This window comes from Brumicola pallidula DSM 14239 = ACAM 615, assembly GCF_000428905.1.
GTDB lineage: Bacteria > Pseudomonadota > Gammaproteobacteria > Enterobacterales > Alteromonadaceae > Glaciecola > Glaciecola pallidula.
The window spans coordinates 86236-101285 of sequence record NZ_AUAV01000024.1 but is presented as its reverse complement, the minus strand read 5'-3'; the positions used below and the strand labels follow the sequence as shown (position 1 = coordinate 101285).

At 42.5% G+C, this 15050-nt stretch carries 15 protein-coding genes; 6 read left to right on the top strand and 9 right to left on the bottom strand.

Annotated features, from left to right (window positions below; translation table 11 throughout):
* The first annotated feature begins 316 nt into the window (after window positions 1-316).
* Entirely contained in the window at window positions 317-934 is a 618-nt protein-coding gene (locus G399_RS0110010; protein WP_006007853.1) for a LysE family translocator, read from the top strand.
* Window positions 935-1085: 151 nt separating this feature from the next.
* The gene (locus G399_RS0110005; RefSeq protein WP_006007855.1) at window positions 1086-1616 is read left to right on the top strand and encodes a gamma carbonic anhydrase family protein; all 531 of its coding nucleotides are present in this window, start codon (window positions 1086-1088) and stop codon (window positions 1614-1616) included.
* Window position 1617: 1 nt separating this feature from the next.
* Here the strand turns inward: G399_RS0110005 and aroE are convergent, their stop codons facing one another.
* The 8 genes from aroE to G399_RS0109965 form a co-directional block, all read right to left on the bottom strand.
* On the bottom strand, window positions 1618-2460 hold the full coding sequence (gene aroE, locus G399_RS0110000; protein WP_026843630.1) for a shikimate dehydrogenase: 843 nt from the start codon (window positions 2458-2460) through the stop codon (window positions 1618-1620).
* Between the two features lie 243 nt (window positions 2461-2703).
* Complete coding sequence (locus G399_RS0109995) at window positions 2704-3420, bottom strand: OmpW/AlkL family protein (RefSeq protein ID WP_006007859.1); 717 nt, start codon at window positions 3418-3420, stop codon at window positions 2704-2706.
* A gap of 191 nt (window positions 3421-3611) precedes the next feature.
* A complete protein-coding gene (gene hemF / locus G399_RS0109990; RefSeq protein ID WP_006007861.1) occupies window positions 3612-4526 on the bottom strand; it encodes an oxygen-dependent coproporphyrinogen oxidase in 915 nt (304 codons plus the stop codon).
* 35 nt (window positions 4527-4561) lie between these two features.
* Window positions 4562-5104 carry an L-threonylcarbamoyladenylate synthase type 1 TsaC gene (gene tsaC, locus G399_RS0109985; RefSeq protein ID WP_006007863.1) on the bottom strand — a complete coding sequence of 181 codons (543 nt, stop codon included), beginning with the start codon at window positions 5102-5104 and terminating at the stop codon, window positions 4562-4564.
* A 41-nt stretch (window positions 5105-5145) separates the two neighbouring features.
* A complete protein-coding gene (locus G399_RS0109980; protein WP_006007864.1) occupies window positions 5146-5769 on the bottom strand; it encodes a DNA topoisomerase family protein in 624 nt (207 codons plus the stop codon).
* A gap of 50 nt (window positions 5770-5819) precedes the next feature.
* Window positions 5820-6296, bottom strand: a complete 477-nt coding sequence (locus G399_RS0109975) for a DUF494 family protein (protein ID WP_006007866.1) — start codon at window positions 6294-6296, stop codon at window positions 5820-5822.
* A gap of 2 nt (window positions 6297-6298) precedes the next feature.
* The gene (gene dprA, locus G399_RS0109970) at window positions 6299-7516 is read right to left on the bottom strand and encodes a DNA-processing protein DprA (RefSeq protein WP_006007868.1); all 1218 of its coding nucleotides are present in this window, start codon (window positions 7514-7516) and stop codon (window positions 6299-6301) included.
* A 92-nt stretch (window positions 7517-7608) separates the two neighbouring features.
* A complete protein-coding gene (locus tag G399_RS0109965; RefSeq protein ID WP_226988894.1) occupies window positions 7609-8682 on the bottom strand; it encodes a LysM peptidoglycan-binding domain-containing protein in 1074 nt (357 codons plus the stop codon).
* A 244-nt stretch (window positions 8683-8926) separates the two neighbouring features.
* Between G399_RS0109965 and def the strand changes: the two genes are divergently transcribed.
* The 4 genes from def (at window position 8927) to trkA (ending at window position 13276) form a co-directional block, all read left to right on the top strand.
* The gene (gene def / locus G399_RS0109960) at window positions 8927-9436 is read left to right on the top strand and encodes a peptide deformylase (protein ID WP_026843627.1); all 510 of its coding nucleotides are present in this window, start codon (window positions 8927-8929) and stop codon (window positions 9434-9436) included.
* A 19-nt stretch (window positions 9437-9455) separates the two neighbouring features.
* Complete coding sequence (gene fmt, locus G399_RS0109955; protein ID WP_006007873.1) at window positions 9456-10397, top strand: methionyl-tRNA formyltransferase; 942 nt, start codon at window positions 9456-9458, stop codon at window positions 10395-10397.
* Window positions 10394-11827, top strand: coding sequence for a 16S rRNA (cytosine(967)-C(5))-methyltransferase RsmB (gene rsmB / locus G399_RS0109950; RefSeq protein ID WP_081585691.1), 1434 nt, complete (start codon window positions 10394-10396; stop codon window positions 11825-11827). Before fmt ends, rsmB begins: the two co-directional genes overlap by 4 nt.
* A 69-nt stretch (window positions 11828-11896) precedes the next feature.
* A complete protein-coding gene (gene trkA / locus G399_RS0109945; protein ID WP_006007877.1) occupies window positions 11897-13276 on the top strand; it encodes a Trk system potassium transporter TrkA in 1380 nt (459 codons plus the stop codon).
* A gap of 14 nt (window positions 13277-13290) precedes the next feature.
* Here the strand turns inward: trkA and G399_RS0109940 are convergent, their stop codons facing one another.
* Window positions 13291-14742, bottom strand: a complete 1452-nt coding sequence (locus G399_RS0109940; RefSeq protein WP_006007879.1) for a TrkH family potassium uptake protein — start codon at window positions 14740-14742, stop codon at window positions 13291-13293.
* Between the last annotated feature and the right edge of the window lie 308 nt (window positions 14743-15050).

The window sequence follows — 15050 nt, the reverse complement described above, 5'->3', positions numbered from 1 at the left end:
AAAACCAATTCAAACTGCGCTAAAACTTACTGTTCAAGTGAGTTACCAAACTACTGCTTGGCTGCTTCCCTTGACCAGAGCGCGCATTCTACAGATTAAAACCACTTGTTCAACCCCGTTTTACAAATAAATGTCATTTTTGTGATCGTTTGCTGATAATTAGTACGAAAGGCTTAAAAAAGCACCTTTCAATCAAAATTAATGGTTATATTGCATAATTTACCTTGGCTATTGTGAGGTAAATTAATGTAAATCAGCCTTTATTGGTTAATAATAGCGGCACAATCAACGTTCAACTACCTATAAATGACGACTTATGCCTGATATTACCCTCCTTGCCGTTTTTATCCCTACTTGGTTTTTTATCTCCATCACTCCGGGCATGTGCATGACACTTGCGATGACCCTCGGCATGAGCGTCGGGGTAACACGGACGCTGTGGATGATGTTAGGTGAAGTCCTTGGGGTAGCTACTGTTGCGATATTGGCGGTAATTGGTGTGGCGAGTCTAATGCTCAACTATCCATTGTTATTTGCTTGGTTTAAATGGATTGGCGGAGCCTATTTGGTTTTCCTTGGTGTAAGAATGTGGTTAGCCGATGCTGATGTATCACAGTATGCAATTACCAATAGTCAATTGTCATCCATTAACTTAGTGTCGCAAGGTTATATTACGGCAGTGGCAAACCCGAAAGGCTGGGCGTTTATGGTTTCCATATTACCGCCCTTTATCGCTGTCGAAAAACCCATTGCACTGCAGTTTTCGGTTTTACTGGCTATTATTATGCTGAGTGAATTTATTTGTATGCTTATATACGCAAACGGTGGCAAAGGATTAAAGCGATTATTAAGTCGCGGTAACAATGTGGTCTGGCTCAATAGGATCGCCGGCAGTCTATTAGTGGCTGTGGGTTTATGGCTCGCATTGTCTTAAGAACTTATTACCCGCGCAATGGCTATATGAACGCGCCTATCTCATGTGCTTATATAAATCCCCTTACATAAGTACATTTATATAAATACCCTAACTTACTACGAACAAATGCCTTAGTATATGAGGCAACAGACTTACAAAAGGGCCCACTATGACAATTCGTAGCTACCGTAATATCAGTCCTACTTTCGATAATTCCGTTTATATAGATGACAGTGCCGTTTTAGTTGGCGACATCGAATTAGGTGAGCAAAGCAGTATTTGGCCACTCGTTGCTGGACGAGGTGACGTCAATGTTATCCGAATTGGACGACGTACTAATGTACAAGACGGTTCAGTATTGCATGTAACACGGAAATCCAGACAAAATCCCACCGGTTTTCCACTAATTATCGGGGATGATGTGACTGTTGGACATAAATGCATGCTGCACGGTTGCGAACTAGGCAATCGTATTCTTGTTGGTATGGGGGCAATCATTATGGACGGTGCCGTAGTGCAAGACGATGTATTTATCGGAGCAGGATCATTAGTTGCCCCTAATAAAATATTAGAAAGCGGCTTTTTATATGTCGGCAATCCTGCACTAAAGAAACGTCGACTAAAAGACAGTGAAATGGCATTTCTTAAACAAAGCGCGGTTAACTACGTTGAATTAAGTCGCGAGTATCTTGAGCAATAATTTACGCATTAGCTAGTTGTTGCCGCAGATACTCAAGCACCGGCTCAACATCGGGTCGCACACCAAACCATAAATAAAAACTCTCTGCGGCTTGGCTCACTAGCATGCCTAGACCATCGGCGACTTTAGTACAGCCGAATGACTTTGCCTTTTTAATAAAGCTCGTATCTGCGTCGTGATAGACCATGTCGTAAACTGCGGGTTTGTTATCGAAGATTGCGTCGGATATAGCAGGCAATTTGCCACTTAAGCTAAGTGATGTTGCGTTGATGATGACATCAATACTTAACTGTTCACAGTCATTTTCACTAACCGCACTCACTCTGTTGTCATCAGCCATACTAACTAAACGCTTTGCATTTACTTCACTTCGATTTGTAATGTATATGTGCTCAGGCTGTTCAGACAATAAGGCTTCAATCGCGCCACGCGCTGCTCCACCAGCTCCAATCAACAATACCTGCTTGCCCTGCAATGATATGTCATTACGCAGTAAATCTGAGACTAAACCTCGACCATCGGTGGTTTCTGCTCGAAAACCTTGTGCTTGTCTAATAATGGTATTAGCCGCATTTACTTGGGCTACTCCTGTTGACCTTTCCGTTGCCCAGTTTGCTGCATCTTCTTTAAACGGCATTGTAATATTAGCGCCGATCGCGTTAGGGTCATCGAAGAAGGCGCTTAACTGCTCAGTAAAAGTAGATGGTTGACCCAGAATGCGCGCATAACTTATTGTCATATTAAATTGATTAGCAAACATCTGATGAATGTCTGGTGATTTGCTCTGCGCAATTGGATTACCAAATACAGCCAGCTTTTTTATCGAAGTGGAATTGTCTGACACGGGTATCTTAACTTTCAAGTAATAATAATGATCAGAGGATACATGAAAGCTGATTGCAATGAACCCTAACTCACGGTTTATTTACTTTATGAATATACACATTTTTAGCTAATATTCACGGCACAAAAAAAGCCTCAATGAATTCATTAAGGCTTTGCGCGTTTACTAACGATAAGGCCCAAAAAATGGCCGCACATTGCAAGCCAAATTACTGACCCTTATACCGTTTAATCAATACTACTATTAGAAAGTGTAACCTAAAGAAACCGTCATAACGGTTGGATCGATTTCAATATCACTTACTTTGCCGCTAGCACTACCCAATTTAAAATTGGCTTCTGTGTCTATATCAATCCACCGAACTGATGCATTTACGTGCCACTTATCATTAATTTTATAGTCCGCTCCCAGTTGAGCAGTTAGGCCCAAAGAGTTATCTAATTCCAAGTCGGTTAAACCCGCCGCCTTATTTGCACTGGTAAATTCTTCGTCAAAGAAAATAGTATAGTTAAGACCGGCACCGACATAAGGTTGGAAAGCAGAAGAGGCATCCATAAAGTAATAGTTAGCCGTTACCGAAGGTGGTAAGTGAGTAACTTCGCCTAGTTTGTTACCCGTACCTAGTGGGTCAGATACGCTAAAATTAACATCATGTGTAAATGGCGTTGCCGCTAATACTTCAATGTTAATGTTGTCAGTAACAAAATAGGCAATGTTCAAACCCAATTGAGTGTCACTACCAACAGTTAAGCTTACTCCGAGATCAGCACCACCAGCGAAGATGTTTGAAGCATCATCATTAGGAGATACATTGGTGAAACCACCTCGGACAACCAAATCACCTTTTTCGTAAGCTATTGCGTTACCAGCAAATACCAAACTAGCGAAGACGATGCCCGATAATGCGACACCTTGAATAAGTGAACCTGTTACTCGCGTTTTTGTGACTGTGTTTTTCATGTGTATTCTCGTTTGAGTTGTCAAAAGTTGAAGAAACTATTTAGGCTAGAGCCTTAATGACAACTAGTTTAGTGCGAGAAAAATGAAAAGAGTTGATCTGGATTACATTAATGAAAAAACAGCTGTTTGGCGCTCTTTTACTTGATCCAAGTCAACATTATTAGCGGTGAATAAGTGGTTTACTTCGATTCTTATTCGTTCAAGTAATCTCTTGCGGTCAGAAAACCTTGAATTTTCCCTTCTGGGGAATCCGTTGACGGCTGATAGTTATATTCCCAACGAGCCAAGGGTGGCATCGACATTAGAATAGATTCTGTTCTACCCCCGGTTTGCAAACCAAATAGAGTACCGCGGTCGTAAACTAAGTTAAATTCAACATAGCGGCCACGACGATAAAGCTGAAAATCACGTTCTTTTTGAGTAAAAGAGGTGTTTTTTCGATTTTCAAGTATGGGCACATAGGCATCCAGAAACCCGTTGCCGACGCCTTGCATGAAAGCAAAACTAGTATCAAATCCTTGTTCATTAAGATCATCAAAAAATAAACCACCAATACCTCTGGTTTCGTTACGATGTTTTAAATAAAAATAATCATCACACCACTTTTTGTAAGTCGCATACACATCATCACCATAGGGGTCACAAATTGCTTTTGCCACTTTATGCCAATGCACACAATCTTCTTTAAACGCATATGAAGGCGTTAAATCAAAACCGCCACCGAACCACCAAATGGGCTCAGCACCCTCTTTTTCAGCAACAAAGAAACGGACGTTTGCATGGGCAGTGGGTGCATAGGGATTATGCGGATGGATAACCAGCGAAACCCCCATTGCTTGAAAACGACGCCCCGTTAACTCAGGCCGCGATGCAGTTGCTGATGCAGGCATTTTATCACCAAACACGTGGGAAAAATTAACCCCACCCTGCTCAATAGCCCCCCCTTTGCTTAAGACTCTGGAGCGCCCGCCACCGCCTTCTTCTCGCGCCCATTCATCTTGGTGAAATGAGCCTTTACCATCTACCAATTCTAAGGTTTGACATATCTCGTCTTGGAGCTTGAGTAGAAACGCTTTAACTTCATCAATTTGTTGCTGAGTTACCATAGGGGCAAAATCATTCCTGTGTTAATTATAGTGCTCTATGCTCGCAAGGTTTCGAGGTTGAGTCCATTAATAATAGTACTAGGCGTTTGTTGTTCGCCTAAACTGCCTTCAATAATGAGTAAATCACTACCAAAATAAGAGCGTACTTCATCGCTAGAACGAGCGGGCTCCATGCTTGCCGGGTTTGCACTTGTGGATATCATCGGGCTACCGACTAATTGACACATTTTTTGTACCAGTGGATGATTGCTTACTCGCACAGCAACCAGATCGGAATCACCACTTACCCAAGTGGGCGTGAGAGCGCTTTTAGGTAGTAACCAAGTAAACGGACCGGGCCATGAATCGAAGGCTTTTTGTTGATGTTCAATGGGTAACCTATCAATATGTACAAATGGCCTCAACTGCTCGAATGTTGCGGCGATTAAAATAACCCCTTTCTCAACAGGACGAGACTTTAAACGCAGAATTTCCATCATGGCAGTTTCTGAGAGTGGGTCGCAACCAAGACCAAAAACAGCTTCAGTTGGATAGGCAAAACAACGATGATGATGAAAAGCATGCTCAAATGATTGCATGAACTACCCCAAAAATTAGAAATATAATTTAATACCAATTATTATTGTGTTTGTTTGTGCTGACAGTTCACTTGCGGACAAGTTAAGCCTTTTTCTGAATGGTTTTTATCCACCAGCACCATCACTTTCCAACCACAACTTTCACAAGCGGTATCGATGGGTACGGAATTTAGCATATATTTGCATTTTGGGTAGTCATTGCAAGCATAAAAATATTTACCAAACTTATTTTGGCGTTTTATTAGAGAACCATGCTGGCATTTCGGGCAAGCTAAGGTAGTGTTCGATTTTGCGTTACCATGCTCGTCTACATTATCGCTGTTACTTTTAACCACGCCATCTTTGGTTACCATATCTCTGGTTGCAATGAAGTGGCAATCAGGAAAACCTGTACAGCCGATAAACATGCCATATCGACCTTTTTTAACGGCCAAGGTCTTAGCGCACTCAGGACAAGTAGTTCCATCCATGACTTTGAGAATAGTGACATCGTTTTTATGTAATTGCTGCGTGTGCTTGCAAGTAGGATAGTTCTGACAGGCCAGAAAAGACGATTTATTTGCGTGCTTTAAAACAAGTTGGCCTTCACAAACAGGGCACTTACCATAAGCTTCATTGAGAGCATGTTGATTAGCAGCGAATAATGAATGATCAATTTTTGCCATTGTTTTTTCCGCTACTTGTACTACTGATTTTGCCGTTTTTTTTACCGTTACTAATGCAGAGGGCCTTCTTGAACTTCAAACAAAAGGTCCTCCATTTGCTCGTAGGCCCACTCTTTACCCGGCACATTAAATAACACCATGAGTATTACCCACTTCAAGTCTTCTAGGCAAAACTCGGCAGACTCAATTTCCATTGTGCGGTCGATGACCATTTCTCTTGTACTGACATCAAGAACTTTGACTTGCTCTAGGAAAATTAAGAAGCCTCTACATTGCACATCAAGGCGCATTTGCTCCTCAGTTGTATACACCCTTGTGCTGTTTGGTATTGTCACTCTTGATAAATAAGGTGTGGCGTCCGTTTCTTGCAGTGCTGCTAGCTTTTCAACCCAAGCCAGTGCTTTAAATATTTCGTCGTGATGAAAACCCGCGCGAATTAACTCGTCGGTTAATTCATCGTGGTCGACTCTAAACTCACTCTCATTGTGTACTACGTTTTCGAACAAGTACATGAGGATGTCAAACATAATTAGTCCCTCAATTTAAGGTAACCTTCAGACGTAGAGGTTATAAACCCGCGTAACTCATATTCCAATAACTGCACAAATAATGTCGAAATCGACTGGCCGGTACGCATCGCTATGACGTCTATTGAAGTAACATCAAAATCCACGGCTTGCAGCAGTAAGGACGAATTTTCTGTCTCATCCTGCTGCGCTCGGCTATTTGCGCCATATTTATTAGATTCAAGCTCTACACTATCTAACAATCTGATGGTTGCCAAGTTTTGTTTTGGTTTTTTTTCAGCCTGCTGTTTTTGTGCAGTTTTTAGCAATGTCATCGGCAGTTCATCGAAGATATCTTGAGCACATTCGCATAGCTTTGCCCCTTGCTTAATTAACCAATGACAACCTTCAGCTTGCTTATTATTTATGTTACTTGGCATGGCGAATACTTCTCGTCCCTGTTCAATCGCATATTTTGCCGTTATTAACGATCCGCTTTTAATTCTGGCTTCAGTAACTAGCGTGCCTAAACTGAGCCCACTAATAATACGATTTCGCCGTGGAAAGAGTTTTGGTGACGGCATCACGCTGGGCGGAAACTCACTTACTAACAATCCGTTTTGGCGAATTTGTGCACTCAGTGTTGCGTGTCTTTTGGGATAGATAACATCAATACCATTGCCAAGTACAGCGATGGTTCTGCCGTTTAGCGTTGCAGCGTTATGCAAACATTGACTAAAATTTAAGGCTGCAGTATGGCTTTGCGCATCAATACCCAAGGCTAAACCACTGGTAATGACTAAATCAGATCTAGTTAGCACCTCTGTTACCAGTGTATTAGTATTTGCCAAGCTATTGTATGTTGGGGCACGACTGCCAACCACTGCTAATTGTGGTTTTGACAGTAGCTCATAATCACCATCTGCAAAAAGTAGTAACGGAGCTTGCGCTATTTGCTTGAGTTGCTCAGGATATTCTTTGCACTGATAAGAAATAATGGCTCGATTATTATCACCTGACAACCAATCAATACATTTTTGAGTGAACGGATGCGGCTCAACTAAACAGGCTATTTGTCCGGCATCCCAGCCGACCGATTGCAATCTCGACGTGTCTACCTGTGCTAACTCAGACAACGTAACATTGCATGTACTCGCTGTTTTTAAGAGGGTTTTAATACCGATGTTTGACAGCGCAGTTAACGCCAACCAATAGCGTATGTCTTGTTCTAAAATGATCATGTAAACCATCCTTGGTTATTAATCTACTGGGCAAAACAAAACAAGTAGCCTGAGCTACCTGTTTTGAATGTTTCATATGCTAGAAGAGCTGACTAAGGTTGCCCTAAATACTCCCCACCCTTCATGTGTTTATCAGATCGTGTTATCCAAGCATAGCTGGCATTATCGAACGTTTTGAATATAATCAACTCACCAATTTTAAAGGCTGGCTGTTCTACTCGTTCGCTCGCACTGAACAAGGTTTTAACTGGGCTTTGACTTACTTCATATGATGGATTTTCATTGTCCAAAATTGCAGGACCTCGTGCGTAAATACCCATTACTGTTCCAGGCTCAACGTCTGCTGCACCTAATGAAATAACCACAACATCGCGTTTACCTATGAGTGAACGGTCTTCAATGTTTGCAATAATACGACCCATTTGAGTGGTTGAGGCTTGCAACACTAAATCATTATTATCGGCACTTTCAACCGGTCTTAGCTTATCGCCAGGTCGAGCTTCACGGTTACTTTTAACGACTCTAACAATTTGCTGCTTACCTGAACTAGAGTTCATTAGTTCTACTTCACCAACATTCTTCACCTGATAACCAATGACCTTGCCTTCATCATCTTTTAACAGTTTACCTTTGCGAATGATCGTGTAATGGGTATCTGCATTTACCGGCTTATGACTCAACACGAAATCTTTCTTCACAAACGTAGTCGACCCTTCGCTGTCACCTAATAGTCTTGGCAACGCATTGTATTCTTCAAGACCAATAATACTGTCATTCTTAAAAAAGGGACCAAGCACTTTCCAAGGCAACACGCCAATAGCTGATGGCTTTGTATTGGTCACCGACTCAGGCGTTAATAAAATCGTGGTTTTGTCTCGGACAATTTCCATAACCGGTTGACCGTCAACATAATGCAAACGTAAAACATTACCCGGATAGATTAAATGCGGATTTTCAATTTGCGTATTGTTGCGCCACAGCTCAGGCCATAACCAAGGCTGGTCTAAAAATAAGCTAGATATATCCCACAATGTATCGCCCTTCTTAACGACATAAGTTTGTGGCGCGTCGGTTTTTATATTTATAATATCTGCTGATGCTGATTTGACGCTTATCATCAATACCCCAACAACAATGAGGCATAGCATCGATAATTTTTTTATCATAGTCATTCTTATACTACTCTTCGTGTACTCGTGAGTCGCCTGTACTTAAGGCTAGAATTGTCACAGACAGTTATAATTTATGTCCATTTAATTAGTTATCGGTTTATTTTTCAAAAAATTAACCCCATATCTAGTCCACAGACTGTGGCTTATGCGTTAGAATAGACATTATGCGCAAGGTTTAAATAACTATTCTGCATGAATAGTATATTTTTTAATACTGACTAGATGAGTGGTTTTAGCAATGGCAGTAAGAACTGTATTAACCTTTCCAGACGAGAGACTACGCACTGTAGCAGCGTCTGTAGAGGAAGTTAACGAAGAAATTCGGACTCTTGTGGACGACATGTTCGATACCATGAAAGACGAAAAAGGTATTGGTTTGGCGGCGTCACAAATTGATGTACATATGCGTGTTGTGGTGATGGATGTTTCTGAGGAACAAAATGAACCGCGTGTTTTTATCAACCCAGAGATCACAAAAGCGGAAGGCTCTACGATTAGTGAAGAAGGTTGTTTATCGGTTCCCAACAACTACGCAGAGATAGATAGAGCAGCAAGAGTCACGGTAAAAGCATTGGATAGAGATGGCAAATACTTTGAACTCGAAGCTGAAGGCTTGCTCGCCATTTGTATTCAGCACGAACTTGATCATTTAAAAGGCAAGCTGTTGGTTGACTATTTATCACCCTTAAAACGAAATCGTATCAAAAAGAAACTTGAAAAAGAAGCTAAGCTAGCTGCGAAAGACTAGCATTAAGGATATCAATATATTGGCTAATTCATTAAATATTATCTTTGCTGGCACACCTGAATTTGCAGCTAAACACTTAGCTGCACTATACGCTAGTGAGCATAATATCATTGCCGTTTATACGCAGCCTGATCGCCATGCAGGCAGAGGTAAAAAACTCATGCCCAGCGCCGTAAAGTTGCTAGCGCTCGACCACGGGACATCTATTTATCAGCCTGCGTCACTAAAAAATGAAGAAGCTCAGCAAGAACTTGCTAGCCTGAACGCCGATATTATGATTGTTGTTGCCTACGGTCTTATACTACCCAAAACGGTGCTTGATACGCCAAAACTAGGTTGTTTGAATGTACATGGTTCGTTATTACCCAAATGGCGTGGCGCTGCACCCATTCAGCGTGCCATATGGGCAGGCGATAAATTTACCGGCATCAGTGTTATGCAAATGGATGAAGGCTTAGATACCGGCGCTGTGTTGCTTGAAAAAAGTATGGCTATTATCGGCGCGGCTACAAGCGCCAGTTTGTATGACGATTTAGCGGAGCTAGGCCCTCAAATATTGCTAGAAACGCTTGAGAATTTGGATAACCTAACGCCTACTGTGCAAAATAATGATGAAGCCACCTACGCTCACAAATTATCAAAAGAAGAAGCGCGTATTGATTGGACACTGAGTGCTCAGCAATTGGCTAGAAATGTACGTGCATTTAATCCATGGCCTTTTGTTTGGTTTATCCACAATGATGAATCAATCAAGGTGTGGCAAGTTGAAGTTGTCGAGTCTTTTGGCGAGTTGACCGAGGGAACGATCGTGAATGTCGACAAAAACGGTATCGAGGTTGCTACGGGTGAACACAACTTACTCCTGTCAATTATTCAATTCCCGAGCAAAAAAGCGCAACCGGTTGCTGACATCATCAATGGTAAACCGGCCCTGTTTGTTGTTGGTCAGCGTTTATCATGAAGCCATCGCACAACATCAAAAACGCGTCGAAACCAGGATATAAAAGTAAAGGTACAAGCACTTATCAATTAAGGCACCGCCCACACTTGCGGGCCGATGCAGCTTGGGTGTTATTCCAGATATTAGAACATGGCAAGTCATCCAGAGAAGTCATGCCCAAAGTGTTTGATCGCCACGAAGGTAAAGATAACGCATGGTTACAGGAAATGGTGTTTGGTTGCTTACGTGAACTGCCAAAATTACAATATTGGCTACGTCAGTTACTGAGTAAACCATTAAAAGGCGAACAAAAGATAGTTGAGCATTTAATCATGTTAGGTTTTTATCAATTGGTTTTTACCCGCACTTCAGAGCACGCTGCTGTATCTGAAACAGTTGAAGCTTGCGCTGCAATAGGACAGCATCGTTTAAAAGGCTTGGTAAATGCAAATTTACGCAGCTTTCAGCGCGAGGCCTTGGCTGAGCAAGAAATTGATGTTCCGCATATTCAAGTTGGTCTACCGAAATGGCTGCATAAACAATTACTGCAGCATTATCCACAACAAGTGCAGGAGATCGCAGAGCAAATTAATGCTCGTCCACCACTCTGGCTGCGTGTTAATGCCTTAAAAACGAGTCGCTTGAACTATAGCGCTCAGCTAGATGCGCAAGGTATTGAGTTTGAAGAGGTGGAAACCAACGCGATACCGCTTGGTCTCTTAAATGTAAAAACACAGAGTGCGATCCGACTTAGCAAGCGTACCGACGTTACAACACTGCCAGGCTTTGCAGAAGGTCTATTCTCAGTTCAAGATCTTGCCGCGCAACTTGCAGCTCAATTGTTAGATGTGCAACCGGGTGACGATGTATTGGATTGTTGTGCTGCACCGGGTGGAAAGACGGCTCACATATTAGAGAGCCAACCACTGCTCGGCAGTTTAGATGCCATTGATAACGACGGACAACGCCTTGAACGTATTGAGGAGAATATGCAGCGCCTGGGCCATGATGTTGAATTTGGCGACAGACTCAACTTGTATGTGGTCGATGCTGCAAATGAAGAAGTCATATCCCGTGTTTTGAAAGACAAAAAATATGATCGTATTTTGCTCGATGCCCCTTGCTCTGCTACCGGCGTTATTCGCCGCCATCCTGATATTCGTTGGTTAAGAAAAGCCACGGATATTGACAATACGGTGGCCTTGCAAAAACGTATTTTGGCGCAAGTTTGGCAGCGGGTAAAACCCGGTGGCGTTCTACTATACGCCACGTGTTCCATATTAAAACAAGAAAACGAGTATCAAATCGCCGAGTTTTTAACAACTCAATCAGATGCGAGGTTATTGCCAATACATGAAAAAGACACAGCCCAATGCCCGGGTCTGCAAATATTGCCCGGTCAAGCACAAATGGATGGTTTCTACTATGCAAGACTGCTAAAGTCTTGCTGAATTAAGCTCAGGAGCATGGGAACTTAAGGTTGATATGTTCGAGTCACTCAGGGGGTAGGAAATAACGCAATGAAAATCATCATCATCGGCGCAGGTCAAGTTGGTGGCACGCTAGCCGAAAACTTGGTGAGCGAAAAAAACGAAATTACGGTTATCGATCAAAATATGAACACGTTGCGCAATCTGCAAGATAGGCTCGACTTGCAAGTTGTGTGTGGCGTGGGATCACATCCAGATGTGCTCAAAAAAGCCGGTGCCGCAGATGCAGACATGTTGATTGCGGTAACTAACAGCGATGAAAGTAACATGATGGCTTGCCAAGTGGCGTTTAGTCTATTTAAAACGCCAACTAAGATTGCCAGAATTCGCTCAGAGCAATACATTATTTATCAAGAACAACTGTTCAAGCACCAAGACATTCCGATCGACCACTTAATTGCACCTGAGCAACTGGTTACGCAAGCGATAAAACGACTTATCGATTATCCTGGCGCTTTGCAGGTGGTTGAATTTGCTGAAGGCAAAGCCAGCCTAGTTGCAGTGAAGGCGTATTACGGCGGCTTACTCGTTGGGCATGCACTTTCGGCACTAAAAGAACACATGCCTAATGTGGATACACGGGTAGCTGCAATTTATCGTCGCGGTAAACCTATCCGTCCATTAGGCTCAACGGTTATTGAAGCCGACGATGAAGTATTTTTCATCGCAGATACTAAGCATATTCGCGCAGTAATGAGCGAACTTCAAAAGTTAGAATCTAGTTACAAACGCATTATGATTGCAGGCGGTGGACTTATTGGCGCCGGTTTAGCTAAGCGTCTTGAAAACAAACATAACGTTAAATTAATTGAATTCAATGCAGATCGTGCCAAAGAACTTTCGGCGATGCTGAGTAAAACAATTGTGTTTCATGGTGACGCTTCAGACGCTAGCCTATTGAGCGAAGAAAACGTAGAGCAGGTTGACGCTTTTATTGCCGTCACCAATGACGATGAAGCTAATATTATGTCCGCCATGCTTGCTAAACGCATGGGCGCAGCAAAAGCGATGGTGTTAATACAGCGCAGCGCCTATGTTGATTTGGTTCAAGGCGGCGAAATTGATATTGCATTTTCACCTCAACAAGCCACAATTTCGGCGTTACTGACCCACATTCGTCGCGGTGATATTGTAAACGTGTATTCGCTACGACGCGGGGCAGCTGAAGCAATTGAAGCCATTGCACATGGTGATGAAAGTACGTCTAAGGTTGTCGGTAAGCAAATTCAAAATATTAAGCTCCCCCCAGGCACAACAATCGGTGCGATTGTGCGCAAAGATGAGGTTATCATCGCGCATAGCGACACCGTTATCAAAGCAAATGATCATGTTATTCTGTTTTTAGTCGACAAGAAGTTTATTTGGGACGTAGAGAAGCTGTTCCAACCAAGTGCGCTTTTCTTTGGTTAAAAAGCGCGCGTGAATTAACTGCGCCAAAATGTTGGAGAAAATAACACCAATAACGAAAATATTTCTAGTCGCCCGAATAACATAGCGACCACCAATAGCCACTTTCCAGCATCGGTTACATCAGCATAGGTGCCCGTTACTGCGCCCAGTCCGGGACCTAAGTTATTGAGCGTTGCGGCTGTTGCAGTAAATGCGGTAATGTCATCCATCCCGGTGGCAATTAACGCCACCATAATGACAACAAAGACAACAGCATAAGCAGAGAAGAAACCCCACACAGCTTCAACCACTCGCTCTGGCATCGCTCTGTCACCTAACTTAACCGCATATACTGCTTTGGGGTGAATAAGTCGGTCAACCTCGCGCTTTCCTTGTAAAAACAATAAGAGCACGCGAATAACTTTCAGACCACCGCCGGTGGAGCCTGCGCAACCACCAATGAAGCTTGAGAATATCAAAACGATAGGCAGAAACGCCGGCCAAGCAGAAAAGTCGGTGGTGGTGAAACCCGCTGTCGTGCTAATTGAGACTGCTTGCAGTAACGCTTGATCGAGGGCCATTTCAGCCGTTTCATAGACCGAATGATAAACTAAAGCTAAAAAGCATAGTGTCACTAAGCTCAACTGAATAGTGAAAAAGGCTTTACACTCTGGGTCTTTAAAGTAATTTCGAATATTTCTACCCGAGACAGCGGCATAATGAAGCGAAAAATTGAGTGCTGCTATCCAAAGGAAAATAACACATACAACATTAACCGCTGCGCTATTGAAATAACCCAAACTTGCGTCGTAGGTTGAAAACCCGCCTATTGCTATGGTTGAGAACGCATGGCAAACCGCATCAAAGAGGCTCATTCCCGCTAGCCAGTAAGCACCAGAACATGCAATGGTAAGTGACAAATAGATGTACCATAAATGCTTTGCAGTGTCGGCAATACGTGGTGTCATTTTTGAATCTTTTACCGGACCAGGTGTTTCTGCACGATACAACTGCATGCCACCAACGCCTAAAATTGGCAAAATGGCAACGGCCAATACAATAATACCCATACCGCCTAACCACTGCAGCTGCTGTCGATAAAACTGCACCGCTTTAGGCAAGTATTCGATGCCTTCTATTACTGTTGCACCTGTTGTGGTTAGTCCTGAAAATGCTTCGAACATGGCGTCCGTAATTGTCATTTGAGGCTGCTCTAATAAAGCGAATGGTAATGCACCAAATGACGCCAGTACAGTCCAAAACAAAACCACAATTAGAAAGCCTTCCTTTGCTCTTAAATCTGCTCGAGAACGGCGGTTTGGATACCAAATAGCAATACCAGTCAGAATAGAAAGCACAAAGGCAAGGACAAAGGCTAAGCCGCTGCCGTCTCCATAAATAAGAGAAATAAACGCAGGTGGGATCATAGTTACGCTGAACAGAGTAACGAGCAGTCCTAAAATACGAATGATGGCGCGGTATTGCATTTACACTATGCCTTTATTGTTATTACTAGCTTATTACAAGGCCACACTTTGACAACTTGATTAGGATAAGTCATGTCAAGGCAGTTTAGTGTCTTATAATGCTGTGTTTATAGCAGCACCAATGGATAAGAGTATTAGCTGCTTTAATCACTATATAAGCGCGCAGTCAGTGCACTAAATAGCCGATGTTAAATTGAATCGGACTGAAATCCAATTTATTTCTCTAAAATCTGAATAATTGCAGAGCCTGAATCACAATAATTCAAATTTGAATAACCTGAAAAGCGTTTTTTTACTAACTTGTTGTT

Excerpts from the sequence above, each read along its gene's own strand:
- G399_RS0110010 (WP_006007853.1), top strand. The coding sequence starts at position 317 with ATGCCTGATATTACCCTCCTTGCCGTTTTTATCCCTACTTGGTTTTTT.
- G399_RS0110005 (WP_006007855.1), top strand. The coding sequence starts at position 1,086 with ATGACAATTCGTAGCTACCGTAATATCAGTCCTACTTTCGATAATTCC.
- G399_RS0109995 (WP_006007859.1), bottom strand. The coding sequence starts at position 3,420 with ATGAAAAACACAGTCACAAAAACGCGAGTAACAGGTTCACTTATTCAA.
- hemF (WP_006007861.1), bottom strand. The coding sequence starts at position 4,526 with ATGGTAACTCAGCAACAAATTGATGAAGTTAAAGCGTTTCTACTCAAG.
- tsaC (WP_006007863.1), bottom strand. The coding sequence starts at position 5,104 with ATGCAATCATTTGAGCATGCTTTTCATCATCATCGTTGTTTTGCCTAT.
- G399_RS0109980 (WP_006007864.1), bottom strand. The coding sequence starts at position 5,769 with ATGGCAAAAATTGATCATTCATTATTCGCTGCTAATCAACATGCTCTC.
- G399_RS0109975 (WP_006007866.1), bottom strand. The coding sequence starts at position 6,296 with ATGTTTGACATCCTCATGTACTTGTTCGAAAACGTAGTACACAATGAG.
- dprA (WP_006007868.1), bottom strand. The coding sequence starts at position 7,516 with ATGATCATTTTAGAACAAGACATACGCTATTGGTTGGCGTTAACTGCG.
- G399_RS0109965 (WP_226988894.1), bottom strand. The coding sequence starts at position 8,682 with ATGATAAAAAAATTATCGATGCTATGCCTCATTGTTGTTGGGGTATTG.
- def (WP_026843627.1), top strand. The coding sequence starts at position 8,927 with ATGGCAGTAAGAACTGTATTAACCTTTCCAGACGAGAGACTACGCACT.
- rsmB (WP_081585691.1), top strand. The coding sequence starts at position 10,394 with ATGAAGCCATCGCACAACATCAAAAACGCGTCGAAACCAGGATATAAA.
- trkA (WP_006007877.1), top strand. The coding sequence starts at position 11,897 with ATGAAAATCATCATCATCGGCGCAGGTCAAGTTGGTGGCACGCTAGCC.
- G399_RS0109940 (WP_006007879.1), bottom strand. The coding sequence starts at position 14,742 with ATGCAATACCGCGCCATCATTCGTATTTTAGGACTGCTCGTTACTCTG.